General features: G+C 63.7%; 22 protein-coding genes. 18 read left to right on the top strand and 4 right to left on the bottom strand.

Annotated elements, in window-relative coordinates:
- Positions 1 to 17 precede the first annotated feature (17 nt).
- A complete protein-coding gene (locus GTW23_RS16010; protein WP_252916488.1) occupies positions 18 to 1,181 on the top strand; it encodes an MFS transporter in 1,164 nt (387 codons plus the stop codon).
- Positions 1,182 to 1,243: 62 nt separating this feature from the next.
- Here GTW23_RS16010 and GTW23_RS16015 read toward each other — a convergent pair whose 3' ends face one another.
- On the bottom strand, positions 1,244 to 2,002 hold the full coding sequence (locus tag GTW23_RS16015; protein ID WP_193217300.1) for a cobalamin B12-binding domain-containing protein: 759 nt from the start codon (positions 2,000 to 2,002) through the stop codon (positions 1,244 to 1,246).
- Between the two features lie 304 nt (positions 2,003 to 2,306).
- The gene (gene dxs, locus GTW23_RS16020) at positions 2,307 to 4,256 is read right to left on the bottom strand and encodes a 1-deoxy-D-xylulose-5-phosphate synthase (RefSeq protein ID WP_252916489.1); all 1,950 of its coding nucleotides are present in this window, start codon (positions 4,254 to 4,256) and stop codon (positions 2,307 to 2,309) included.
- 382 nt (positions 4,257 to 4,638) lie between these two features.
- On the opposite strand from dxs, the gene bchI reads away from it, so the two are divergent.
- From bchI to GTW23_RS16050, 6 genes are read left to right on the top strand one after another with little or no spacing between them, the layout of a single operon-like run.
- Positions 4,639 to 5,670, top strand: a complete 1,032-nt coding sequence (bchI, locus tag GTW23_RS16025; protein ID WP_252916490.1) for a magnesium chelatase ATPase subunit I — start codon at positions 4,639 to 4,641, stop codon at positions 5,668 to 5,670.
- Positions 5,663 to 7,498, top strand: a complete 1,836-nt coding sequence (locus tag GTW23_RS16030; RefSeq protein ID WP_252916491.1) for a VWA domain-containing protein — start codon at positions 5,663 to 5,665, stop codon at positions 7,496 to 7,498. The genes bchI and GTW23_RS16030 overlap by 8 nt, the downstream gene beginning before the upstream one ends.
- A complete protein-coding gene (bchO, locus tag GTW23_RS16035) occupies positions 7,498 to 8,397 on the top strand; it encodes an alpha/beta fold hydrolase BchO (RefSeq protein ID WP_252916492.1) in 900 nt (299 codons plus the stop codon). The genes GTW23_RS16030 and bchO overlap by 1 nt, the downstream gene beginning before the upstream one ends.
- A gap of 54 nt (positions 8,398 to 8,451) precedes the next feature.
- Complete coding sequence (locus GTW23_RS16040; protein WP_252916493.1) at positions 8,452 to 9,984, top strand: phytoene desaturase; 1,533 nt, start codon at positions 8,452 to 8,454, stop codon at positions 9,982 to 9,984.
- Positions 9,985 to 9,991: 7 nt separating this feature from the next.
- Positions 9,992 to 11,005, top strand: a complete 1,014-nt coding sequence (locus GTW23_RS16045) for a phytoene/squalene synthase family protein (protein WP_252916494.1) — start codon at positions 9,992 to 9,994, stop codon at positions 11,003 to 11,005.
- Position 11,006: 1 nt separating this feature from the next.
- Positions 11,007 to 11,183 (top strand): hypothetical protein, encoded by a 177-nt coding sequence (locus GTW23_RS16050; protein ID WP_252916495.1) that lies wholly within the window; start codon positions 11,007 to 11,009, stop codon positions 11,181 to 11,183.
- 14 nt (positions 11,184 to 11,197) lie between these two features.
- On the opposite strand, the gene GTW23_RS16055 is transcribed toward GTW23_RS16050, so the two are convergent.
- Both GTW23_RS16055 and crtD read right to left on the bottom strand, forming a co-directional pair.
- Complete coding sequence (locus tag GTW23_RS16055) at positions 11,198 to 12,055, bottom strand: carotenoid 1,2-hydratase (protein WP_252916496.1); 858 nt, start codon at positions 12,053 to 12,055, stop codon at positions 11,198 to 11,200.
- A 26-nt stretch (positions 12,056 to 12,081) separates the two neighbouring features.
- Entirely contained in the window at positions 12,082 to 13,626 is a 1,545-nt protein-coding gene (crtD, locus tag GTW23_RS16060; RefSeq protein ID WP_252916497.1) for a 1-hydroxycarotenoid 3,4-desaturase CrtD, read from the bottom strand.
- Between the two features lie 128 nt (positions 13,627 to 13,754).
- Here crtD and GTW23_RS16065 point away from each other — a divergent pair, with 128 nt between their 5' ends.
- The 11 genes from GTW23_RS16065 to pufM all read left to right on the top strand — a co-directional run bounded on the left by GTW23_RS16065 (position 13,755) and on the right by pufM (position 23,629).
- Entirely contained in the window at positions 13,755 to 14,624 is an 870-nt protein-coding gene (locus GTW23_RS16065; protein WP_252916498.1) for a polyprenyl synthetase family protein, read from the top strand.
- A 4-nt stretch (positions 14,625 to 14,628) separates the two neighbouring features.
- Positions 14,629 to 15,792 (top strand): acetylserotonin O-methyltransferase, encoded by a 1,164-nt coding sequence (locus GTW23_RS16070; RefSeq protein ID WP_252916499.1) that lies wholly within the window; start codon positions 14,629 to 14,631, stop codon positions 15,790 to 15,792.
- A gap of 103 nt (positions 15,793 to 15,895) precedes the next feature.
- Positions 15,896 to 16,840, top strand: a complete 945-nt coding sequence (gene bchC, locus GTW23_RS16075) for a chlorophyll synthesis pathway protein BchC (protein WP_252916500.1) — start codon at positions 15,896 to 15,898, stop codon at positions 16,838 to 16,840.
- Positions 16,837 to 17,844 (top strand): chlorophyllide a reductase iron protein subunit X, encoded by a 1,008-nt coding sequence (locus GTW23_RS16080; RefSeq protein ID WP_252916501.1) that lies wholly within the window; start codon positions 16,837 to 16,839, stop codon positions 17,842 to 17,844. The genes bchC and GTW23_RS16080 overlap by 4 nt, the downstream gene beginning before the upstream one ends.
- Before the next feature lie 56 nt (positions 17,845 to 17,900).
- Positions 17,901 to 19,391 carry a chlorophyllide a reductase subunit Y gene (bchY, locus tag GTW23_RS16085; protein WP_252916957.1) on the top strand — a complete coding sequence of 497 codons (1,491 nt, stop codon included), beginning with the start codon at positions 17,901 to 17,903 and terminating at the stop codon, positions 19,389 to 19,391.
- Positions 19,388 to 20,848 carry a chlorophyllide a reductase subunit Z gene (bchZ, locus tag GTW23_RS16090; RefSeq protein WP_252916502.1) on the top strand — a complete coding sequence of 487 codons (1,461 nt, stop codon included), beginning with the start codon at positions 19,388 to 19,390 and terminating at the stop codon, positions 20,846 to 20,848. The genes bchY and bchZ overlap by 4 nt, the downstream gene beginning before the upstream one ends.
- A 36-nt stretch (positions 20,849 to 20,884) precedes the next feature.
- A complete protein-coding gene (locus tag GTW23_RS16095; RefSeq protein WP_152009532.1) occupies positions 20,885 to 21,121 on the top strand; it encodes a hypothetical protein in 237 nt (78 codons plus the stop codon).
- Between the two features lie 119 nt (positions 21,122 to 21,240).
- Entirely contained in the window at positions 21,241 to 21,462 is a 222-nt protein-coding gene (gene pufB / locus GTW23_RS16100) for a light-harvesting antenna LH1, beta subunit (RefSeq protein WP_152009531.1), read from the top strand.
- A gap of 12 nt (positions 21,463 to 21,474) precedes the next feature.
- Entirely contained in the window at positions 21,475 to 21,675 is a 201-nt protein-coding gene (gene pufA / locus GTW23_RS16105; RefSeq protein ID WP_152009530.1) for a light-harvesting antenna LH1, alpha subunit, read from the top strand.
- 129 nt (positions 21,676 to 21,804) lie between these two features.
- Positions 21,805 to 22,650, top strand: coding sequence for a photosynthetic reaction center subunit L (pufL, locus tag GTW23_RS16110; protein ID WP_152009529.1), 846 nt, complete (start codon positions 21,805 to 21,807; stop codon positions 22,648 to 22,650).
- A 10-nt stretch (positions 22,651 to 22,660) separates the two neighbouring features.
- Positions 22,661 to 23,629, top strand: a complete 969-nt coding sequence (pufM, locus tag GTW23_RS16115; RefSeq protein ID WP_252916959.1) for a photosynthetic reaction center subunit M — start codon at positions 22,661 to 22,663, stop codon at positions 23,627 to 23,629.

Consider the following 23,629-nt stretch of genomic DNA (forward strand, 5'->3'; position numbering starts at 1 on the left):
CTGAAGGCCTGTCCCCGATGTCAAAGCCGGAATTTGCGGCGACCCGCTACTATGCCGTGGCATTCTGGGCGCCGGCGGTCACCGTCACCTATTTGCCGATCTGGCTTAACGAACGCGGCATTACCGATGCACAGATCGGGCTGATCAACACCCTTCCGATGCTTGGAATGCTGCTGTTCAGCGTCTTCGTCGGACGCCTTGCCGACCGGGCCGCCGATTGGAAGCAGGCCATCACGATCGGCACCGGCCTGGCCGCGGCCTGCTCTCTGCTGCTCGGCTTTGCCGAAGGCTTCTGGATGATCCTGCTCATCTGGACACTTGCCACGCTTCCCGCTGGCCTGGTCAGTCCGGTGGCCGATGCCGCGACCATGCGGCTGTCACTGCGTCTTGGCTTCTCCTTTGGCGTGACCAGGGCCTGGGGCACGGTCGGCTTTCTTGCGATGTGCTACGCCACCGGTTTCCTCGTGCTCTGGTTCGGGCCCGAGACCTTTGTCTGGCTTTTGGCATTCGCCTGCTTTGCGCGTTTCCTCGCCGCGATCGGCTTGCCGCGCCTGCGCGATGCCGAACAGCCGCGCACCCGGTCCGAGGGTGCCTTCCTGTCGCGCGATGTCATTGCCGCATTCCGGCCCTGGGTGCTGCTGCCGGTGATCGCCGGCGCCATCCTGTTTGCCAACCACATGGTCATGAATGCCTTTTCGTCGCTGGTCTGGAAACAGCAGGGCCTGAATGAATCCACCATTGGACTTCTCATTGCGCTCGGAGCGGCAGCGGAAGCCGCCACCATGTTTGCCTGGAAGCGGATCAATTTTCGCTTTCCGGCCCGCATCCTCATCTTGATCGCCGGCGCGGTCTCGGTCCTCAGGTGGACCGGCATGAGCATGTCCCCGCCGCTGTGGCTGATCGTGCTGATGCAGCTCGGCCAGGCGATTACCTTCACATTCTCCTATCTCGGATGCCTCTACTTCATCGCCAAGCGCACCGGCGAAGACATCTCGGCCGAGGCTCAAAGTCTCTTCGGCGTCATGATGCAGGGGTTTTCGATTCTGGTCGTCGCCAGTTTCGGTGTCGCTTTCGGCCTGATCGGCGTCAACGCCTTCTGGATTTGCGTCGCGCTTTCGGCGGTTGCCATGGCGATGGTTCAGGTGTCGCTGAAAATGCGCGGGCCCGATCCGTCTGATTGAGATGGTCGCGCATGGCGCTTCCTGGTCGCCTTGTCAGGCCATTGCCCAGCAGCTTGGGCGCGTCAGCCTCTACTCTTCAGGAGCGTGTTTGCCTGCTCGATGGCCTGACGCACATCCAGCGCCACGATGTCGGCGCCCGCGGCCTTGAGCTCTGGCGCCCGGTCACTGAGGGAGGCGCCGCCGAGCAGGATCGACATGGATGGATCCGGGCAGGCTTTGCGGATTTTGTTGATGATGGCGCTGATTTCGTCGACGGAGGAACCGACCGCGACGGAGACCCCGATCATCCGGTAGCCGCCCTCACGGGCCATCCCGTAGGCGCGGTTGCCGGCCTGCAGACTTGGCCCGCCCTCCACCGACCAGCCTTCCTCATGAAAGACCGAGGAAATCACGCTCAGTCCGAGCGTGTGGTCGTTGCTGGGCATTCGCATCAGCAGGATTCGTGGGCGCTCCTCGTCGTGAAACGAAGGGCCTTCGACATCGGCAAGGCTGTTCAGCAGCAGCTGCAGTCGCGCGGTTGCGGCGGTGATGCTTGCGAAACTCTGCTGGTCCTCGCACCACATTCGGCCAAGTTCCTCGGCCACCGGAACGATCAGCGTTTCGCAGATGACCAGAAGCGGTGCGCGTTCGCTGCGAAGCCGGTCGAGTGCTGCGCGAAAGTGCTTGGGATCCTTTTCCAGCAGCGTGCTGAGAAACTGGCGGAAGTGAACCGTCCCATCCATGAGTTGGCGTTCAGCCGCCCCGGTGTCGGCGGCGGTTTCATGGTGGTGGAAGTGTTGCCGGATCGCGCCCTCGAGCCTGCTGCGGTCGGCAGTTCCCATCTGGGATTGCGACCCACTGCCTCGAATGCCCCTTAGCGCACGCGCAGACGATCCCCTCGTTCCCTCGGTCATGTGTATTCTGTCCGGGATGAACGGCTGGTGTCCACCTCCCTCTTCATTGCCGGACATTGATCCTCCCCATCACACGGAATTGATCCCGCATGAGGAAAAGGTATGACGGATTTGGCAAAGAAACGAGTGCCAGATAGGTGATACTGCAATGCGGTTATTGCCGAAACGGATAAAAAGCCCATCCCTCGTGCAAGAATTCCAGTGGAATTTCAGGGCGCAACTCACCCGTCTATCATATGGCGGCCAGTTGCGCCTTCTTGTTCGGCTGCTTCTGTTGTTTCCTGACCAGGCTTTCCAAGGCCGTGGCCATGAGGTGAGGGGCTGTCAGACCCGACCGGTCATACATCGTCTGAGGAGCCGCGTGCTGCTCGAACCGGTCGGGCAGGCACAGGCTGCGAATGGCGAAGGAGCCGTCAAGCTGACCGGTTTCCGTCAGGTGCTGCAGCACACAGGCTCCGAAACCGCCGCTGGCGCCTTCTTCCACCGTGATCAGCAGGTCGTGACGCTTGGCCAGTTGCGCGATCATCGCGGTATCGAGGGGCTTGGCGAAGCGGGCATCGGCCACGGTGGCAGTCAGCCCATGCGCTTCAAGCATGTCGGCAGCCTCAAGGCATTCGCCGAGCCGGGCGCCGAAGGACAGGAATGCTATGTCATCGCCCTGCCGGACAATGCGGCCCTTGCCGATCTCGAGCGGTTCGCCCCGTTCGGGCAGCGCCACACCGGTTCCCTCTCCGCGCGGATATCTGAACGCAATCGGCCCGCTATCATGCGCGGCGGCGGTGGCCACCATGTGGACAAGTTCGGCCTCGTCGGCGGCCGCCATCACCGTGAAGCCGGGGAGGTTGGACAGATAGGCGATATCGAAGGCCCCGGCATGGGTCGGCCCGTCGGCGCCAACCAGGCCGGCGCGGTCAATGGCAAAGCGGACCGGCAGCCCCTGCAGGGCGACATCGTGGACGATCTGGTCATAGGCGCGCTGCAGAAAGGTCGAATAGATCGCGCAGAACGGTTTCATTCCCGCCGCCGCCAGCCCCGCAGCGAAGGTCACGCCGTGCTGTTCGGCAATGCCCACATCGAACATCCGCTCGGGATGGGCCTTTGCAAACACATCGAGGCCCGTTCCCGATGCCATCGCCGCGGTGATTGCAACAATGCCCCTGTCGCGGCTGGCTTCATCGGTCAGCGCGTTGGCAAACACCTTGGTGTAGCTCGGAGCACCCGGTTTGGATTTGGCAAGCGTGCCTGTTTCGGCGTCAAAGCTTCCGACGCCATGATACTTGTCGGCGCTGTTTTCCGCCGGCGCATATCCCGCGCCCTTGCGGGTGATTGCGTGAATGAGAACCGGGCCATCGGCGATGCCCTTGAGGGTACGAAGAACTGACAGCAGCTGCGGCAGGTCATGTCCGTCGACCGGGCCGACATAGGTAAAGCCCATGTGTTCGAACAGGCTTGAAGTGCCGGTCAGCGCACCCATGGCCTGGCGCGCCCGTGCGGCCCCGGTCCTGAACGGTTCGGGCAGCATCGAAGCCGCCTTCTTCATCACGGCGTCCATGCCGATGGCCGGAGCCTGGGCGCAAAGCGCTGACAGGTGTGTGGAAAAGGCACCGACCGAGGGCGAGATCGACATTTCATTGTCGTTGAGAATGACAAACATCCGCTTGCCCAGCGCGCCGGCATTGTTCATCGCCTCATAGGCCATGCCCGCCGACATCGCGCCGTCACCGATGACCGCCACGACGTCGCCCGTGCCAAAACCGAGCGATCGGGCGGCGGTGAAGCCGAGGCCGGCCGAGATCGATGTCGAGGAATGCGCCGCGCCGAACGGGTCGTATTCGCTTTCCGACCGCTTGGTGAAGCCGGATAGTCCGCCATCCTGTCGCAGGCCGGCCATGGCCTGGCGCCGGCCGGTCAGGATCTTGTGGGCATAGGCCTGGTGGCCGACGTCCCAGATCAGCTTGTCGCGGGGGGTGTCGAACACGGCGTGGATCGCGACCGTCAGTTCGATAACGCCGAGAGTGGAACCGAGATGGCCACCGGTTGCGGCCACTTTCGCGATGGTGTCGCGCCGGAGTTCGTCGGCCAGGCGAACCAGATCTGCATCCTCAAGCCGGCGAATTTCCTCGGGGCCGTTGATGCCGTCCAGTATCGGTGTCGCGTTCTCCGGTTTCGAAACGATCCCCATTGCCTGCCTCCATCTTCGCCGGGTCTCATGCCCGCCAGACACCGCCCTTCTTTCAGGCCGGTCCTGCGCATACTCTGCTCAATACCGGCAAATGTAAACTATAATTTACACCGCAAATGTAATGTAAAATATACAGACGGTGCAGGCTCGAAGAAAATTTGTGAATGAATTCAACACTTCGCTCTCAAGCGGCTGCTGGCGCACCCCAGCGTCACACCAAGGCGGGAGACATTATCCAGATTGCAAATGGTGCGGGAGTGTATATTCTGGTTTACGTTGAAGTGTCCAATTGAATGGACATTATCGGTTTGAAGTCCGGTCCTCATCCATAGCCTGAGCGCGTGGCCGGGAGCGGATAGAATGGAATGAGAGGTCACCACCCATGGCAAAGCCTTATCCCTTCAGCGCAATTGTCGGACAGGAAGAGATGAAGGATGCGCTGCTCATGGCTGCGGTCGAGCCATCTCTGGGCGGTGTTCTGGTGTTCGGTGATCGCGGAACCGGGAAATCCACGGCGGTGCGGGCTCTGGCGGAACTGGTGCCCGAACTGGCCGGGACCAGAGGCTGCCGCTACAATTGCGATCCGGCTCACCCGGCTGACCCGTGCCCGGTTTGCGCTACGGCGCCGAAATCGGCGCGAATCAAGAGCAGGGCGCCGATGGTCGATCTTCCGCTCGGTGCCACGGAAGACCGCGTTTGCGGCGCGCTCGATATCGAGAAGGCGCTGGTTTCTGGCGAACGCGCATTCGAGCCGGGCCTGCTTGCCAAGGCCCATCGCGGCTTTCTCTATGTCGACGAGGTCAATCTTCTCGAGGATCACCTTGTGGACCTGCTGCTCGATGTTGCCGCTTCCGGCGTCAATGTTGTCGAGCGCGAGGGCCTGAGCGTGCGCCATCCCGCCCGTTTCGTTCTGGTTGGCAGCGGCAATCCCGAAGAGGGCGAATTGCGCCCGCAATTGCTTGATCGTTTCGGCCTGTCGGTCGACGTCTCTTCCCCGCGTGACATCGCCTCGCGCATCGAGGTGCTCAAGCGCCGCGATGCCTATGAGCAGGACGCCGAGGCTTTCCACGCAAAATGGGCCAAGGATGAGCAGCGCCTTGCCGCGCGAATTGTCGCTGGACGCAAGGCTGTCGGTTCAGTCGCGCTGTCCGACCGCTTGATGACCATGATGGCGCATCTGTGCATGCAGTTGGGGGTCGATGGCCTGCGTGGCGAACTGACACTGATGCGCGCGGCCCGCGCCAAGGCGGCGCTTTCACGGCGGAAGGAAGCCACGCTCGAGGATGTGCTGGCGGTTGCGCCGATGGCCTTGAGGCACCGGCTCCGCCGCGATCCGCTCGACGAAGCCGGCTCGAAGACCCGGGTCGACCGGGCGATCAGCGAAGTTGCGGGAGAGCCGGTTGGGCATGCCTGAAAAGAACGACGGCACACAGATCAACCCGCGCTGGGCGGATGCGCTTCTGTCGGCCCAGATCCTGGTCGCTGGCGCCGGGCTGATCGGCGGCATCAGGCTGCGTGCGGGCACCGGTCCGGTGCGCGACCGCTGGCTTGAAGCTGTCCATGCGCTGTTTGATGCCCAGTACGGCCGCGGCCTGCCATGGATCCGGATCCCGGCCTCTTCGGCCACCGGACGGCTGACCGGTGGAATTGACATTGCCGCCACTCTGGCCGCCGGACGCCCGGTGCATGAAAACGGCATTCTGGCCCGCGCCGACGGTGGTTTCATCATTCTGGGCATGGCCGAACGTCTGGCCGATGCCAGTGCCGCGATCATCGGGCGCGCGCTTGATGATGGCGTGGCGACCGGATCCTCCGGTCGTGTGCAGCCGGCCCGTTTCTCGCTGATTGCGCTTGATGAATCCGTCGATGATGAAGAGGATCTGCCTTCGGCGCTCGCCGACCGGCTGACGCTGGATCTGTGCCTTGACGGCCTGTCGATCCATGACGCGCTCACCGATTCCGACCTCGCCCGCAGGCTGGCGCAGCCGCTGCCATCAGCCGGCGATTGTGCTTCGGCCATGCGTGCGGTTACCGTTCCTGATGAGGTTCGCGAGGCCGCCGCCGCCGTCAGCATGGCGTTGCCCGGAAGTCCTGTCCGCCGGGCGCTTGATCTCATCCGCGTCGCTCGCATTCTGGCTGTGCTCGAGCACGGCACGGATGTGAAGCCGGACCATCTGGCGACCGCGGTCAGGCTGTGCCTGGGCATGAACATGGCCCCGCAGTCCGAACAGCCGCAACCCGCCGAGACACCCGAAAGTGCCGAGGGGGACGATCAGTCACCACCACCCTCGGAACCGCCGGCAGGCGAGGATCAGCCGGATACCGAGGTCTCGCAGCCCGACCCGTCGGAAGAAGACATGCTGGTCGCTGCCGCCCAGGCCTCGCGCGCTGTCCTTGCCGAACTTGACCGGCCCGACCGGTCGATGGCCGCCAAGCTGGCTCGTACAGGAAAGTCCGGCGGCATCAAGACCGGCAGCCGCAGGGGCCGGCCCGCCGGCATCGTCTCGCGTCCTCCCTACGCGGAGGCCCGGCCCGATGTCGTCTCCACCTTGCGCGCGGCCATCCCCTGGCAGCGGTTGCGCAATCCGGATTTCGCGCTTCGCGCAGATGGCTCGGCGCCGCCGCTGCGTATCCTCCCAAGCGACTTCCGCTATATCCGGTTCCGTCACCGCACCGAATCCACCGCCATCTTCGCCGTTGATGCGTCCGGCTCCACCGCCATGGAACGGCTGGCTGAAGCCAAGGGGGCGATCGAACTGCTGCTTGGCGATTGCTATGTCCGGCGCGATCAGGTCGCGCTGATCAGCTTTCGTGGAGTTTCGGCAGAGACCCTGCTCGAGCCGACCCGGTCGCTGGTCCGCGCCAAACGCTCGCTGACCGGTCTTCCCGGCGGCGGCCCGACACCGCTGGCAGGCGCGATCCGGCGGTCGCTCGAAATCGCCGGAATGGTCCAGCGCCGCGGCCAGTCGCCGTTGATCGTCTACCTGACGGACGGCAGCGGCAACATCGCGCTCGATGGCAAGGCCGATCGGGTCCGCGCCGGCGAGGACGCGCAGATGCTGGCGCGGCACGGGGCGGCACTGGGCTACCGCTCGATCCTGATCGACATTTCGCGCCGGCCGCGCGAATCAACACGCGAACTGGCCCGCTCCATGCAGGCTCAATACTGTCCGCTTCCCATCGTCTCGGCCAGCGCCGTCAATGCCATTGTCAGCGCCGAGCTGTCGAAAGGCGCCGGGTAATGACGCTCTCCGGCTCCTGTCCCACTCTGGCGGATGCGGGCCGGAACTGGCCGTTTCGTGATGCAAGCCGCATGCTGCGTGTTGGCCGGCTGGACTGGCACGTCCAGAGCCTCGGCGATCCCGAGGCGCCAGTGGCGCTGCTGGTGCATGGAACAGGTGCTGCCACCCATTCCTTTCGCGGCCTGATCCCGCTTCTTTCCAGGCGTTACCGGGTGATTGCCATGGATCTGCCCGGACACGGTTTCACCTCGGGCGCCCGCGCTGAGGATCTGACCCTGCCGGGCATGGCGCGCGCTCTTGCCGGCCTGCTCCGGGCGCTTCAGGTCGAACCCGCACTCGCCATCGGCCACTCCGCGGGCGTTGCCGTTCTCATCCAGATGGCGCTCGATGGCGCTATCCGCCCCTGCCGCATCATCGGTCTCAACGCCGCGCTCGAGCCGATCCGCGGCAACGCGCTGCTCTCGCCTCTGGCCAAGCTGCTGTTCGCCAATCCGCTAACCTCGCGGCTTGTCTCGTTCCAGGCCCGGATCGGCAACATGGCCGACAATCTCATCAAGGCGACCGGCTCCGCGGTCGATAAGACCGGCCGCGATTGCTACCACATGCTGCTGCGCCAGCCCTCCCATGTCAGCGGCGCGCTCGGAATGATGGCGAACTGGCGGCTGGAGCCGATGCTGGCGCGGTTGGGAGGGTTGAAGACCCCGGTCACGCTCATTGCCGCGGCCGATGATCCGATGGTTCCCTCAAGTGTCTCCGACCGCGCCGCACGTCTGATACCGGAGGGGAATTTCATCGCGGTCCCCTGTGGCGGACATCTGTTGCACGAGGCTGATCCGCAACGCGTCTGCGAGCTGATCGAGGCATCATGCGCCCCGGCCTCCGCCCGGTCGGTGGCTTGAGATGCAGGATCGACCGACGCGAAATCGAAGCAAGAGCCCCCGGGGAGCGACGCCATGATGACCGTCCACGATCCATCGCTTGCCGGTGGCCAAAGCCACGACGCCAGACCCCACGCCATTGTCATCGGGGCAGGGTTCGGCGGCTTGGCTGCAGCCGTCAGGCTGGGCGCGCGCGGCTATCGGGTCACCGTCGTCGAGAAGCTCGACGAGCCGGGAGGGCGGGCATCGCAGTTCCGCCAGGATGGCTTCACCTTCGATGCCGGTCCGACGATCATCACCGCTCCGTTCGTGTTCGAGGAACTCTGGGCCCTGTGCGGCCGCAGGCTCTCCGACGATGTCGACCTCAGGCCGCTCGATCCGTTCTACACGGTCCGCTTCGATGACGGTCAGGAGTTCCACGTCAATGGTGACGACAAGGCGATGGAAGCCGAGATCGCGAAATTTTCACCCGGCGATGTCGCCGGCTACCGGCGCTATCTCGCCGAGAGCGAGCGCTGCTTCCAGGCTGGCTTCACCGGCATGATCGACAAGACCTATGCGACCCTCGGCGCCATGGCCGGCGCCTTGCCCGACCTGATTTTGCGCCGGGCCGAGCGCTCGGTCTACAAGCTCGTTTCCAAGTACATCAAGAACGAGAAACTGCGGCAGGGGCTGAGCTTCCATCCGCTGTTCATCGGCGGCAACCCGATGCGGTCTTCGGGCGTATTGAGCCTGATTTCCTATCTCGAACGGGAATACGGCGTGCACTACGCCATCGGCGGCACACACGCGCTGGTCAAGGGACTGTCAGGGCTGATCAAGGGGCAGGGCGGCGTGATCCGCACCGGGGTGGAGGTTGCCGAAATCACGGTCGAATCCGGCCGCGCCACGGGCGTCCGGCTCGCTGACGGAGAGCATCTCCCTGCATCGATTGTTGTCTCGAACGCCGATGCGGGCTGGACCTACACCAAACTGTTGGCAAACCACCCGCGCAAGCGCTGGACCGACGCCAAGGTCGATCGTGCCAAATACTCCATGAGCCTGCTTGTCTGGTATTTCGGCACCGACCGCCGTTACGAAGATGTCGGCCATCACACGGTGATGATGGGGCCGCGCTACGGCGGGCTGCTGCATGATATCTTCGATGCCAAGGTGCTCGCCGATGATTTCAGCCTCTATCTGTACCGTCCGACCGCCACCGATCCATCCGTCGCGCCCGAGGGCTGTGATAGCTTCTACGTGCTGTCGCCGGTTCCGAACCTGGATGCGGGAATTGACTGGACCGCCGCCGCCGAACCCTATCGCCGCAAGATCGAGGCCCATCTCGAGGCGACGCTGCTGCCCGGCCTTGGCCGGCATGTCGTGACGCAGCGCCTGATGACGCCGGTGGATTTTCGCGACCGCCTGCTCTCGGTCAAGGGGGCGGCCTTCGGCATGGAACCGGTGATCACCCAGCTCGCCTGGTTCCGTCCCCACAACAAGAGCGAGGAAGTCGAAAACCTGTTTCTCGTCGGGGCCGGAACCCATCCCGGTGCCGGGCTTCCCGGCGTCGTCTCCTCGGCCAAGATACTCGACAAGGTAGTGCCCCATGCCAGCACCGTCGTCTGAGACTTTCATGCTCGATCCCGGTCTTCGCCGCGAGTGCGAGGAAGCAATCCGTGCCGGCTCGAAATCGTTTCTGGCGGCCTCCATGCTGCTGCCCGGCTCGACCCGGTCGGCTGCCCGCGCACTCTATGCCTTTTGCCGCGCCGCCGATGATCTGATCGATGAGAGCGCCGATCCGGCGGAAGGGCTTTTCGAGATCCGCGCCCGGCTCGACGCCATCTATCGCGGCACGCCGGGCAGCCATCCCGCCGACCGCGCCTTTGTCGCCGTTGTCGAGCACTACGCCATGCCCCGCGCGCTGCCCGCGGCCCTGATCGAGGGCTTCGAATGGGATGTCGAAAACCGCACCTACCGCAGTTGCGACGAGCTTTGCAGCTATGCCGCCCGCGTCGCCTCAAGCGTCGGTGTGATGATGACGCTGATCATGGGCGTCTGTGACCGTGCGGTGCTGGCCCGCGCCGCCGATCTCGGACTTGCGATGCAACTGACCAACATCGCCCGCGATGTCGGCGAAGACGCCCGCCGGGGCCGCATCTACCTGCCGCTCAACTGGCTTGACGAGGCTGGCGTCGATCCCCAGGCCTTCGTGTCGGACCCGAAAGCCTGTCCGGCGATGCGCGCCACCGTCGAGCGCCTGCTCGATGCGGCCCACATCCTCTATGCCCGCGCCATGACCGGAATTGCCGGCCTGCCGCTGAGTTGCCGCACGGCAATCCGCAGTGCGGCCTTGATCTACCGCGAGATCGGCCGTGAGATCGAGATCGCCGGTCACGACAGCATCACCGCAAGGGCACACACCTCGACCCGGCGCAAGCTCGAGCTCATAGCCCGCGCGGCGGCGACGCCGTTTCTGTTCCAGCCGGTTTCCACCGAACCTGCCCATCAGGAGGTCCGTTTCCTGGTCGAGGCCGCCGCTGCCGGTCGCATCAACGCGCCATCCGGGCTCGATGCGAAGGCCGGACGCATGATCGAACTGATGACCCTGTCGGAAACCCGTCGGCGCGCCGTGGAAGCGGAGGCGTGATATGAGCCACTACGCCGGCCTGATCGAGATCGCGCTGACCTTCGGCGGCTTCATCCTGTTCATCATCTGGCAGATGCGCACGCTCAAGCGCGATATCCGGGCGCGCGAAGAACGTGAGGCTCGCGAGCGTGCGGCGGATTCTGAACAGGCGGTAGACGAGGCGCCGAAGACGAGCTGATCAGAATGATTTGATCAACCGGCCCGGCGCGGCATCCGGAACGGCAGCATCGCCTTGACGATGGGCGAAGCGAAACGGTCGCCCGACAGGCTTTCATGCATCAGCTCTATGTCTGCGCCCAAGAGCCGGGTGGCCATCACCGAACGGGTGTAGAACGGCCCGTCCTCCAGCGTTCGCACGATCCGCGCCTTCGCCTGTGCGCCCGGATCGTGATGACCCGAACGCGGCACGCCCCAGAAGCCTTTTGAAAGCTGCGTTTTGTCCGGCATCTCGAACGGGCTTATGGTCCCGTCGCGGCCGATCCGGAGCGCGATCAGGCCACGGCCGCCATCCTTGCGGATCGAATCGTAGAGGATCACCGCATCGCCACCGGGCAGCAGCCCGCGCGCCCAGTCCCATATCCTGAAACCCTCTTCGAGCGGTTCGGTGCCCCAGTTGCTGTCCATGTAGCCATGGCCGGACCACTGCTCAGTGCCCCCGTCCATATCAAGTGTGATCCGCCCGGTAGGCGAGACCGGCCACCATTTGTGCGATCCGTTCTGGTCGATGTTGAAAACCTGCGACGTCACGGCATCGGGCGAGAACCGGATTGATCCCTTGATGCGTCTGGGAAGGAACTGAGCCGGCGGACGCGGTACGGAAACCTCGTCGAAATCGATGATGATGTCCGCTCCTTCCCGGCGGATAGCGCTCGGTCCGACCTGAAAGGAGGTGGCATTACGCTCCGTCTGGCGGCGGCCGCGCTCGGTCATGCTCCAGCGGTTGCCGTCTGGCCGGTAGAGCGCGACGTTGATGCAGACGTGATCATCCGGATCTCGCCGCCCGGCCCAGTGGTAATAGGGTGAGAACACCGAGCCGACAAAGGCGATCACCGACAGCCCGTACCGGCCGCAATCGCTCAGGCCGTCGACATACCACCAGAGATAACCGCCCGCCGGGACGGCAGCATCGAAGCGCGGTCCACGGCCAGGCTCTCCGCCGCCAGCATGCCGGAAAGCGTCGCCATCGGCACGCCCGGACCCGGATGGGCGCTGCCTCCTGCCAGATACAGACCCTGAATCCGCGTCCGCGCTCCCGGCCTCTGGAACGAGGCCATCCAGCCGTGCGAGGCTCTCCCGTACAGGGCTCCCCCGGTCGCGGGAAACAGCCGGTGAAACTGGTCCGGTGTGGTTGGAACGACCTCCATTAAGGTTCGATCCACGCTCAGTCCGCAGGCCGACAGATGGTCCAGTGCTTGGTCGAGGCATTCCCCGGTCTCCTTGGTGGTGAAGGTTTTCGTGTCGCCATCCGCCGGCGCGTTGAGGATGAACAGCATCCGCTCGCCATCGTGACCCGCCGCGAGCCCACCCTCATGGCTGCGATCCTGCGCGCAGATGTAAGTGGTCGGGATCAAGGGCATGGTGTGCTTGCCGATCAGCGCCTCGAACTCCGCGGCGTAATCATCGGAAAAGAACACATTGTGGTGGGCGAGGGGGAAGCCGGATGTCCTGGCGGTCATTGCAAAGGTTACGGCGGAAAGCGACCGCGCCTCGGGCGGGGTTCGCGCGACACCGGTACCTCCGGCTTCTCCGGTCAATGCGGCGAGTGCCGAAATGTCGCCATTGAAGATGATGCTGTCAGTCGGAAGCGTTTCACCATCTTTGAGCGTGACACCCTTCACGCAGCCGTCCCGGGTATCGATGGCTTGCACTTCGGTGTTGTAACGAAAGCGCACGCCCATATCAGCGGCCAGGCGCTCCATCGCGCGTGCCACCGCGTGCATGCCGCCATCGGCCAGCCAGATGCCATCCTGTTCGACATGGGCGACCAGCATCAGTGTTGCCGGAGCCATGAAGGGCGACGAGCCGCAATAGGTGGCGTAGCGCCCGAAAAGTTGCTGCAATCGCGGATCTGGAAAATAGGAGCCGAGCGCCGACCACATTGAGGACAGCGGCTTGAGAGCAAGCTGGTCGCGCAGGTTGAAGAGGCCAATCCGCTGCATCAACGCCAAGGGTCCGGGTCTCTGCGCGTCGATATAGCTCGGCTTCAAGGTGGAAAACATTGCGGCGCTGTCGGCCGCAAACCGGCGATAACCTTCGGCATTTTCCCGATCCGAGAAATCCGCGATGGCGCGGGCGCTGTCCTCGATGCTGGCAAAAAGGTCGAGCCGGGCGCCGTCGCGCCAGCCATGCCGGGCGAGCAGCTCGGCCCGTTTGAGCCCGATCCGGGCACCCAGATCCGCACCGGCCAGTGCGAAGAGCTGTTCGAAGACCCAGCGCATGGTCAGCACAGTCGGCCCGGCATCGACCGGCCGTCCGCCGGCACTCAGTTGCCGCATCTTGCCGCCCGGCGCGCTGGTTCTCTCAATCACGGTGACGTCGAAGCCCGCCGCCGCCGCCGAGATTGCGCTTGCAAGCCCGCCGGCGCCCGCGCCCACCACAATCACAGTGTGCGTTTGCCGCATCGTTTGTTGTCCCTATCCAAATCGGCAACCGGTGCGTTGACAATTCAATCAACTGTGTCAGGATAAATTGACATACATGAGCGTCATTTAAAAGTGACAATCGTGATGGTGATGGAGGGAGACGCCAGATGGATCTGCAAGGCCGCATAGAACGCAACCTCGAGCGGGCCGTCACCTACGCCACCGCGGGAGGCAATCCCTCGCTGATGTGCGATGCGCTGAGATATGCCGTCTTTCCCGGCGGCGCGCGGATCCGCCCGAGACTGTGTCTCGCCGTGGCGCTGGCCGCGGGCGATAGCGCCCCCCAGGCGTCAAGCGCGGCGGCGACCGCGATCGAACTTCTGCACTGTGCATCTCTGGTGCATGACGACCTGCCGTGTTTCGACGATGCCGATATCCGTCGCGGCAAGCCAAGCCTGCATTCGGCTTTCGGTGAAACCACCGCGGTGCTTGCAGGCGATGCGCTGATCGTGCTTGCGTTCGAGACGCTGGCGCGCGAATGCCTGGCCACACCCGACCGGATCGCGCCACTGATCAGCGTCGTTTCCCGTGCTGTCGGCATGCCGCACGGCATCATTGCCGGACAGGCCTGGGAGAGCGAGGACCGCATCGACCTCAAGGTCTACCACCGTGCCAAGACATCTTCCCTGTTCATTGGCTCGACGACAGCCGGCGCCATCGCCGCCGGTGTCGATCCGCAGAACTGGTACCGGCTGGGCGAAGCGCTCGGCGATGCCTTCCAGGTCGCCGACGACCTGCGCGATTGCGCCGCCAACGCCGATGAGATCGGAAAACCCTGTGGCCAGGATGCCGCCCACGATCGCCCCAATGCGGTCCGGGAGCTCGGGCTCGAAGGGGCGATACATCGTCTGCAGGATCTGGTCGGGGAGGCCGCGGCCTCCATTCCCGACTGCCCCGGATCGGGCATGCTCAAGCAATTGATCCTTGATGAATCAAAACGCCTGGTGCCCAAGAGCCTGGCAACCGCGGCGGCCTGAGGCCGTGCCGGTCGAGGTGTCGGTCTCCGGTTCGTGCGACGATTTCGGCCCGCGGCCGGACTGGCGTTCGCGGCTGCAGGCATGGCGCGCGCGCCAGGTGGCACGGCCCGCGTTCCGCAGGTTTGTTCAGCGCATGCCGCTGTCGAGCGGCTTTTCCCGGGGCCGTGAAGAAGAGCTGTTCTCGATCGTCACCGGCTTCGTGCGAAGCCAGATCCTGTTTGCCGCGTTGCAGAGCGGCCTTATCGACGCCGTCGCCGGCGGGCCGGTCACCATCAGGCATCTCGCCAAGACAACCGGCCTCGGCGAGGACCGGCTCCAGCGCCTGTTGCAGGCAGCGCAGTCGATCCGGCTGGTCCGGCTCGGTGCCGATGGTTACGTCACGCTCGCCGATCACGGTGCCGTCGTCCAGAGCGATGCGGGCATTCGCGCCATGATCCGTCACCATGCGCTTCTCTACCGCGACCTGGCCGATCCGGTCGGCCTGTTTGACGGCACACGCACCGATACGGAGCTGCGACGTTTGTGGTCTTACGCCGGTGCGGGCCGCGAATCATCGGTCAAGCCTGGTGATGCAGCTGCCTATTCGGAGCTGATGGCGGCCAGCCAGTCGATGCTCGCGGGCGAAATTCTCGAGGCCTATGATTTCGGCCGCCACAAGCGCCTGATTGACGTGGGCGGAGGCGAGGGCGTCTTCGTCGCGGCGCTGGCCGAGCGGCATCCCGGGCTCAAGCTTTCACTGTTCGAATTGCCCCCGGTGGCCGACCGGGCACGCATCAGGTTTGCTTCCCAGCCGCTGAGCCAGTGTCCGCACTGCCATGGCGGCAGTTTTCTCGATGATCCGCTGCCGCGTGGTCATGACTGCGTCACCCTGGTGCGGGTGCTGTTTGATCACGAGGATACGATTGTTCTCAGGCTGTTGCGCAACATCCGCGCATCGATGGAGCCCGGACAAACCCTGGTAATTGCCGAGCCGATGGCGGGCGAGGGATCGCAAGCGCAACGGCTCTCGACCTCCTACTTTGGCGTCTACGTCCTGGCCATGGGGTCGGGCAGGTGCCGCACGCCCGAAGAGATCATCGGGCTCGCCCGCGCGGCAGGCTTCTCCGGTTTCGATATCCGCCCGTGCCGGTCCGCCCTGATGGCGACCCTGGTGATCGCGCGTCCATGAGAATTGTCACATTGAGTGTAAATAAAAGTTGACATACTGAAGAGTAAAATAAATATTACATGCAGGAGGAGTGTCCTGCCTGAGTCAGGCTCGACCAATCAAGATGCAAACAACAGCAGTCGTCTTCGAACAACCGGAACACATCGGACTTCAGTCGCTGAACGTGGCTGACCCTGGTGCCGGCGACGTGATTGTCGAGGCAATCTGGAGCGGCATCAGCGCCGGCACCGAGAAGCTTCTATTCGAAGGCCGCATGCCTCAATTTCCCGGCATGGGCTATCCGCTTGTCCCCGGCTACGAAACCGTGGGACGGGTGATTTCCGCCGGTCGCGACTGTTCTTCCGAACTCGAGGGGCAACTTGTGTTTGTGCCTGGTGCTCGCGGATATCAGGATGCCGCGGCCCTGTTCGGCGCATCCGCCTCCCGGCTCGTAGCCGCCGCTGACCGCGTGATCCCGATCGATGATGGCCTGGACCGCGATGGAACGCTTTTGTCACTCGCAGCTACTGCGTACCACGCCCTTACCTTGCCGGGGATGGCGCCGCCGGACCTGGTCATCGGTCACGGCATTGTTGGCCGTCTGACCGCCCGGCTGATTGTCGCCATGGGCAATCCGGCACCGGTTGTCTGGGAAACCAGCCCCGCGCGCCGCCAGGGCGCGAGAGGATACGAAGTCACCACGGCGGAAGCCTGCGAAGGCCGCAAATGGTCCTCCGTGCTCGATGCAAGCGGCGATCCCGACATTCTCGACAAGGCCATTGCCGTGCTTGAGCGCGGTGGCGAAATCACCTTGGCCGGCTTCTACGCCGAGACCATGAGTTTCCGCTTCACCCCGGCCTTCATGCGCGAAGCGCGGTTCCGCATCGCAGCCGAGTTCAGGCCCGCCGATGTGCATGGCGTGCTCTCTCTGCTGGCAAGCGGCCGGCTCTCGCTCGACGACCTGATCACCCATACCGCCAGCCCCGGCAAAGCCGAGGCTGCCTACCGGACCGCTTTTGGCGATCCGGACTGTTTGAAAATGATACTCGACTGGAGGGAACTGCAATGACCGAAGGCTTCGGCGGAAACGCCACGGACCGGATTCATGACCTCCTGCGCGAAGAGGCGGAGATCGAGCCTGATCAGCCGCACACCGGCCCGGTCAAGAAAGACACGCAGATCATCGCAATCTATGGCAAGGGCGGCATCGGCAAATCCTTCACGCTTGCAAACCTGTCCTGCATGCTGGCCCAGCTCGGCAAGAAGGTGCTGCTGATCGGCTGCGACCCGAAGAGTGACACCACGTCCTTGCTGTTCGGCGGTCGTGCCTGCCCGACCATCATCGAGACATCCTCGAAGATGAAGGCCGCTGGTGCCGAGATCACCATTTCGGACGTCTGCTTCAAGCGCGATGGCGTCTTCGCCATGGAACTCGGCGGTCCGGAAGTCGGTCGCGGCTGCGGTGGGCGCGGCATTATTCACGGCTTTGAAACACTCGAAAAGCTCGGCTTCCACGACTGGGACTTCGACTATGTGCTGCTCGACTTCCTCGGCGACGTGGTCTGCGGCGGCTTCGGCCTGCCGATCGCCCGCGACATGTGCCAGAAGGTGGTTGTTGTCGGCTCCAACGATCTGCAGTCGCTCTATGTCGCCAACAATGTCTGCTCGGCGGTTCAGTACTTCCGCAAGCTCGGCGGCAATGTCGGCGTCGCCGGCATGGTCATCAACAAGGATGACGGCTCGGGCGAGGCGGCAGCTTTCGCCGAAGCGGTCGGCATCCCGGTTCTGGCCGCGATCCCGCAAGACGACGACATCCGCAAGAAGAGCGCCAACTACCAGATCATCGGCCACCCGGACAATCGCTGGGGCCCGCTGTTCCGGACGCTGGCCACCAATCTTGGCCTGGCTCCCCCGGTACTGCCCGAGCCGCTTGACCAGGATGGCCTGATCAACCTGTTCGATGCCTCCGACACCGGCGGGGACTACGTGCTTGTCCCGGCGCTGCCGGAAGACATGTGCCCGGCCTCCGCCCTGGCGCGTCCGTCCCTCGAAGTCGTCTACGACACGGTATGATGATGGAAGATCTCTCCCCAGCTCGCGACGATATCGCTCCCGCAACGGCCGAGGAAATGCCGGTGGAAGGCATGTCGTGTGCATCGGGCGCTCAAAAGATGAAGGCCCAGGCCGTGGCCTCGGGCAAGTCCGAACTGATGGACCGGCTTGAGGCGGACTATCCCAAGGGCCCGCATGACCAGCCGCAATCCATGTGCCCGGCCTTCGGCTCGCTCCGTGTCGGGCTGCGCATGCGCCGCGTCGGTACCATTCTGTCGGGCTCGGCCTGCTGCGTTTACGGGCTGACCTTCACCTCGCATTTCTATGGCGCCAAGCGCTCGGTCGGCTATGTGCCGTTCAACTCGGAATCGCTGGTCACCGGCAAGCTCTACGAGGACATCCGCGATGCCGTCCACGAGATGGCTGATCCGGACGCCTATGATGCCATCGTGGTGACAAGTCTGTGTGTGCCCACCGCCTCGGGTGTCCCGCTGCAGATGCTGCCCAAACAGATCAACGGCGTGCGCATTGTCGGCATCGATGTCCCGGGCTTCGGTGTGCCGACCCATGCGGAAGCCAAGGATGTCTTGTCCTCGGCGATGCTGACCTACGCCCATGAGGAAGCCGAGAGCGGTCCGGTTCAGGCGCCGCGCGCGGGTGTCGAGGAACGTCCCTCGATCACGCTTCTGGGCGAGATGTTCCCCGCCGATCCGATGATGATTGCCGCCATGCTCGAGCCGATGGGCCTTGCCGCCGGTCCGGTTGTTCCGGTGCGTGAGTGGCGCGAGCTCTATGCAGCACTTGATTGCGCCGCGGTCGCTGCCATCCATCCCTTCTACACCGCCTCCGTGCGCGCCTTCCGCGCCGCCGGGCGCAAGGTCATCGGCTCCGCGCCGGTTGGCTTTGAAGGCACCGACGCCTGGCTGCAGGCGATCGGCGACAGCTGCAATGTCTCCCAGGCCCGGATCGACGCCGCCCGCAACGCCTTTGGCGGCGCGATCCGCGGCGCTCTCTCGGAAAACCGCATCAAGGGCCGGATCACGCTCTCGGGCTATGAAGGCTCGGAGCTGATCGTCGGTAGGCTGCTGGTCGAAAGCGGCGCGGATCTCAAATATGTCGGCACCGCCTGTCCCAAGACTGAATTTTCCAGGCTGGACGCCGATTGGCTCGAAGCTCATGGCGTTCATGTCGAATACCGCGCTTCGCTCGAGCAGGATCTCGCCGCCATGGCTGAGTTCAAGCCGGATCTGGCCATTGGCACGACGCCTGTCGTGCAGAAGGCCAAGGAACAGGCGACGCCCGCTCTTTACTTTACCAACCTGATCTCGGCTCGGCCGCTGATGGGCCCCGCAGGAGCCGGTTCGCTTGCCGCCGTGGTCAATGCAGCGATTGCCAACAAGCCGCGCTTCGACCGCATGAAGGCCTTCTTCGAGGGCGTCGGCCAGGGCGACAATGCCGGCGTCTGGGAAGACACCCCGGTCGACCGTCCCGCCTTCCGCAAGAAATTCGCCGCCAAGGCCGCCGCATCGAAAAATGCGGTCGATTCCGGGGAGGCAGTGGGCACATGACGCTGATCATCGATCATGACAGGGCAGGGGGCTATTGGGGCTCGGTCTATGTCTTCACCGCGATCAAGGGCATGCAGGTGATCATCGACGGTCCGGTGGGCTGCGAAAATCTACCGGTCACCTCGGTGCTGCATTACACCGACGCGCTGCCGCCGCACGAACTGCCCATCGTGGTCACCGGGCTTGGCGAGGAAGAACTCGGCCAGCACGGCACTGAAGCCGCGATGAAACGCGCCCGCGCAGTGCTCGATCCGGATCTTCCAGCCGTTGTCGTCACCGGTTCGATTGCCGAGATGATCGGCGGCGGCGTAACGCCCGAGGGCATGAACATCCAGCGGTTCCTTCCGCGCACCATCGACGAGGACCAGTGGCAGTCCGCCGACCGCGCGCTCAAGTGGCTGTGGACCGAATACGGCCCGAAAAAGGGCAAGGTGCGTGACGTGAAGCCGCGCAAGGAAGGCGAGAAGCCCAAGGTCAACATCATCGGCGCGATCTACGGCACCTTCAACCAGCCTTCCGATCTGGCCGAGATCCGCCGCCTGGTCGAAGGCATCGGCGCTGAAGTCAACATGACCTTCCCGCTTGGCAGCCATCTTGCCGATGTCGGCAAGCTTGCCGACGCTGAAGCCAATGTCTGCCTGCACCGCGAATTCGGCCGACTGCTCTGCGAAGCGCTCGACCGGCCCTATCTGCAGGCCCCGATCGGCATCCATTCGACCACTGCCTTCCTTCGCTCGCTTGGCGAGATGCTCGGCCTTGATCCCGAGCCTTTCATCGAGCGCGAAAAGCACACGACGCTCAAGCCGATGTGGGATCTGTGGCGCTCGGTCACCCAGGATTTCTTCGCCACCGCGAGCTACGCCATTGTCGCCGGCGAGACTTACGAGCGCGGCATCCGCAATTTTCTCACGGAGGAAATGGGCATGCCCTGCACCTTCTCGGTGCAGCGTGTGGCCGGCAAGAAGACAGACAATCAGGCTATCCGCCAGATGATCAAGGACAAGCCGCCGCTGGTCATGTTCGGCTCCTACAACGAGCGCATGTATCTGGCCGAAGCGGGGGGGCGTGCAATCTACGTTCCGGTCTCGTTCCCCGGCGCGATCATCCGACGCCACACCGGCACGCCGGTGATGGGCTATTCGGGCGCGTCCTGGCTGATCCAGGAAGTGTGCAACGCGCTGTTCGACGCGCTGTTTTCAATCCTGCCGCTGGCCACCGACATGGACCAGGTCGAGGCGACACCGGCAAAACTGCGCGGTGAAATTCCCTGGGCGCCGGAAGCAAAAGCAAAACTCGATCACGCCATCGGTCTTGAACCGGTGCTGGTCCGGATTTCCGCGGCCAAGCGGCTGCGCGATGCCTCGGAAGCGGAAGCCCGCTCCCGCGGCAGCGAAGTCGTCAACCAGGAAGACGTGGATTTGGCAAGCCAGGCGCTCAGGCGCGGGCGGGCCGCATAGAACGCCGGGAAGGTTCCGGCAGACAAGGAGAGTGCGATGAGCATGACAATGCACCACAGGGAACGGCAGGCCGCCCGCGGTCAGTCACGGGCTGACCGGATCGAATACCGGCTTCTGGTCGCCATAGCCTTTGTCATCTGTTTCGTCATGGCGGGTGCGTCCCGCCTCGTCGCGGCGATGCGCGGCAAGCCGCTCGACAGCCATGGCCGCTCTGTTTTTGCGGAAGCGAGGGCCTCGGCCCACGCCACCGCGGGTTACGCGTTTCTCGCCTGACCCGAACGTCTTTGCCGGTGTCCAAATCCGGCAATACCCCGCCGAAGACGCCTCTTGGGGCGGTCTGAGGCAGACCCGGCTGCGGGGAACCGCAGCGCTTGTGACTAGGAGGTACTTCAATGTCCAGTCCAAACACCGTTTCGCTTTCGGGAATGACCGAAGGCGAAGCACAGGAGTTCCACTCGTACTACCTCCAGGGGATGATTGCATTCGTGGCAATAGCCGTCGTTGCACATCTTCTCGTCTGGTTTTGGCGCCCGTGGATCCCCGGTCCGGAAGGCTACGCCTCGCTTGAAGGCGTCGGTCAGTCGGTAACCGCACTCCTGCCAATGCTCGCGTAAAGGAGAAGCGAAATGTGGAGAATTTGGATGCTTTTCGACCCGCGCAAAACGCTGGTCGTCCAAGGTGTTTTCCTTTTCGCGCTGGCGGTGATGATTCATCTCGTCCTGCTCAGCACGACTCGCTTCAACTGGCTCGAAGGCGCTCCGGTGGTAACCGGCGCACTCGACCCGTCGACGGGCATCCTGGGGCTTCTCCCCACGATGATCGGCTGAACGCTGACAAACATGACTGCGGGCGGGGCAATGAGCCAGCTCACCCGCCCGCGGTCGAAATCCGGAATGGGTAAAACCTGGAACGGGACTGCGCGAATACCCCGCACTCTCTAAGGTTGGAGACAAGCCATGGCGCTGCTGAGTTTTGAAAGAAAATACCGCGTTCGCGGTGGCACCCTGATAGGCGGTGACCTGTTCGATTTTTGGGTCGGACCATTTTATGTGGGCTTCTTTGGCCTTACGACTGCGTTTTTTGCCGTCGTTGGAACCGCGTTGATCCTCTACGGGGCTGCGCTCGGACCAACCTGGAACATCTGGCGGATTTCGATTGCACCGCCGGATCTGAGCTACGGGCTCGGGCTCGCACCTCTGGCCGAGGGCGGCTTGTGGCAAGTCATCACCATCTGCGCGATCGGGGCGTTTGTATCCTGGGCTTTGCGCGAAGTGGAAATCTGCCGCAAGCTCGGTATCGGCTACCACGTGCCTTTCGCTTTCGGTGTGGCGATCTTCGCCTATGTCACGCTGGTCGTGATCCGTCCGATGCTGCTCGGCGCCTGGGGGCACGGTTTCCCCTACGGCATCTTCAGCCATCTCGACTGGGTGTCCAACGTCGGATACCAGTATCTGCACTTCCACTACAATCCGGCGCACATGCTGGCGGTGTCGCTGTTCTTCACCACCACGCTGGCCCTGTCGCTGCATGGGGGTCTGATCCTCTCTGCCGCCAATCCGGGCGGTGACGGCACGCTGCGCAACAAGCAGGACGTGGTCAAGACACCGGAATACGAAGACACCTTCTTCCGCGACATCATCGGCTACTCCGTCGGCACCCTGGGCATCCACCGCCTGGGTCTGGTGCTGGCGCTGAACGCCGGCTTCTGGAGCGCGGTCTGCATCGTCATCAGCGGGCCGCTCTGGAACAAGGGCTGGCCGCAATGGTGGAACTGGTGGCTCGATCTGCCGATCTGGAGCTGAAAGGGATCTGATCATGCAATATCAAAACATCTTTACCCAAGTCCAGGTCCGTGGTCCCGTCGAAGCCGGTATTCCGCTGCCCCGGGGTGACGACGAACGCGTCGGAACACCATTTTACAATTGGCTTGCCGGCTGGTTCGGCAATGCCCAGATCGGACCGATCTATCTCGGGTTTCTCGGCACTGCGTCGCTGATTGCCGGAACCATCTGGTTCGTCATCGTCGGGTTCAACATGCTGGCATCCGTCGGCTGGGATCCGATCCAGTTCATCCGTCAGCTGTTCTGGCTGGCGCTCGAGCCGCCGCCGGCGAAATATGGCCTGTCGATCGTGCCGCCGCTCAACGAGGGGGGCTGGTACATCATTTCCAGCGTCTTCCTGCTGGCCTCGGTTTTGCTGTGGTGGGCGAGGATCTATGTCCGGGCACGGGCACTCGGTCTTGGCACCCACGTCTTCTGGGCCTTCGGCGCGGCGATTTGGCTGTTCCTGGTGCTCGGGCTGTTCCGGCCGTTGCTGATGGGCAACTGGGCCGAGGCCGTGCCTTACGGCATCTTCCCCCATCTTGACTGGACCGCGGCTTTCTCGATCCGCTACGGCAATCTCTACTACAACCCGTTCCATTGCCTTTCGATCGTCTTTCTCTACGGCTCCGTGCTGTTGTTTGCCATGCATGGTGCGACCATCCTGGCTGTCACCCGCTACGGCGGTGAGCGCGAACTCGAGCAGATCACCGATCGCGGCACCGCATCCGAACGCGCGGCGCTGTTCTGGAGATGGACCATGGGCTTCAACGCCACCATGGAATCGGTTCACCGCTGGGCCTGGTGGTTTGCCGTGCTCACGCCGATCACTGGCGGAATAGGAATTCTGCTGACAGGCACCGTTGTCGACAATTGGTATCTATGGGGCATGAAGCACGGCATCGTCGCGCCATTGCCCGACATGTGGCCGACCGTCGTCGATCCGGCCATAGGGGGTTAA

The sequence above is a fragment of the Parahoeflea alexandrii genome (assembly GCF_024105735.1).
Classification (GTDB): domain Bacteria; phylum Pseudomonadota; class Alphaproteobacteria; order Rhizobiales; family Rhizobiaceae; genus Hoeflea; species Hoeflea alexandrii.

Excerpts from the sequence above, each read along its gene's own strand:
- GTW23_RS16010 (WP_252916488.1), top strand. The coding sequence starts at position 18 with ATGTCAAAGCCGGAATTTGCGGCGACCCGCTACTATGCCGTGGCATTC.
- GTW23_RS16015 (WP_193217300.1), bottom strand. The coding sequence starts at position 2,002 with ATGGGAACTGCCGACCGCAGCAGGCTCGAGGGCGCGATCCGGCAACAC.
- dxs (WP_252916489.1), bottom strand. The coding sequence starts at position 4,256 with ATGGGGATCGTTTCGAAACCGGAGAACGCGACACCGATACTGGACGGC.
- bchI (WP_252916490.1), top strand. The coding sequence starts at position 4,639 with ATGGCAAAGCCTTATCCCTTCAGCGCAATTGTCGGACAGGAAGAGATG.
- GTW23_RS16030 (WP_252916491.1), top strand. The coding sequence starts at position 5,663 with ATGCCTGAAAAGAACGACGGCACACAGATCAACCCGCGCTGGGCGGAT.
- bchO (WP_252916492.1), top strand. The coding sequence starts at position 7,498 with ATGACGCTCTCCGGCTCCTGTCCCACTCTGGCGGATGCGGGCCGGAAC.
- GTW23_RS16040 (WP_252916493.1), top strand. The coding sequence starts at position 8,452 with ATGATGACCGTCCACGATCCATCGCTTGCCGGTGGCCAAAGCCACGAC.
- GTW23_RS16045 (WP_252916494.1), top strand. The coding sequence starts at position 9,992 with ATGCTCGATCCCGGTCTTCGCCGCGAGTGCGAGGAAGCAATCCGTGCC.
- GTW23_RS16050 (WP_252916495.1), top strand. The coding sequence starts at position 11,007 with ATGAGCCACTACGCCGGCCTGATCGAGATCGCGCTGACCTTCGGCGGC.
- crtD (WP_252916497.1), bottom strand. The coding sequence starts at position 13,626 with ATGCGGCAAACGCACACTGTGATTGTGGTGGGCGCGGGCGCCGGCGGG.
- GTW23_RS16065 (WP_252916498.1), top strand. The coding sequence starts at position 13,755 with ATGGATCTGCAAGGCCGCATAGAACGCAACCTCGAGCGGGCCGTCACC.
- bchC (WP_252916500.1), top strand. The coding sequence starts at position 15,896 with ATGCAAACAACAGCAGTCGTCTTCGAACAACCGGAACACATCGGACTT.
- GTW23_RS16080 (WP_252916501.1), top strand. The coding sequence starts at position 16,837 with ATGACCGAAGGCTTCGGCGGAAACGCCACGGACCGGATTCATGACCTC.
- bchY (WP_252916957.1), top strand. The coding sequence starts at position 17,901 with ATGCCGGTGGAAGGCATGTCGTGTGCATCGGGCGCTCAAAAGATGAAG.
- bchZ (WP_252916502.1), top strand. The coding sequence starts at position 19,388 with ATGACGCTGATCATCGATCATGACAGGGCAGGGGGCTATTGGGGCTCG.
- GTW23_RS16095 (WP_152009532.1), top strand. The coding sequence starts at position 20,885 with ATGAGCATGACAATGCACCACAGGGAACGGCAGGCCGCCCGCGGTCAG.
- pufB (WP_152009531.1), top strand. The coding sequence starts at position 21,241 with ATGTCCAGTCCAAACACCGTTTCGCTTTCGGGAATGACCGAAGGCGAA.
- pufA (WP_152009530.1), top strand. The coding sequence starts at position 21,475 with ATGTGGAGAATTTGGATGCTTTTCGACCCGCGCAAAACGCTGGTCGTC.
- pufL (WP_152009529.1), top strand. The coding sequence starts at position 21,805 with ATGGCGCTGCTGAGTTTTGAAAGAAAATACCGCGTTCGCGGTGGCACC.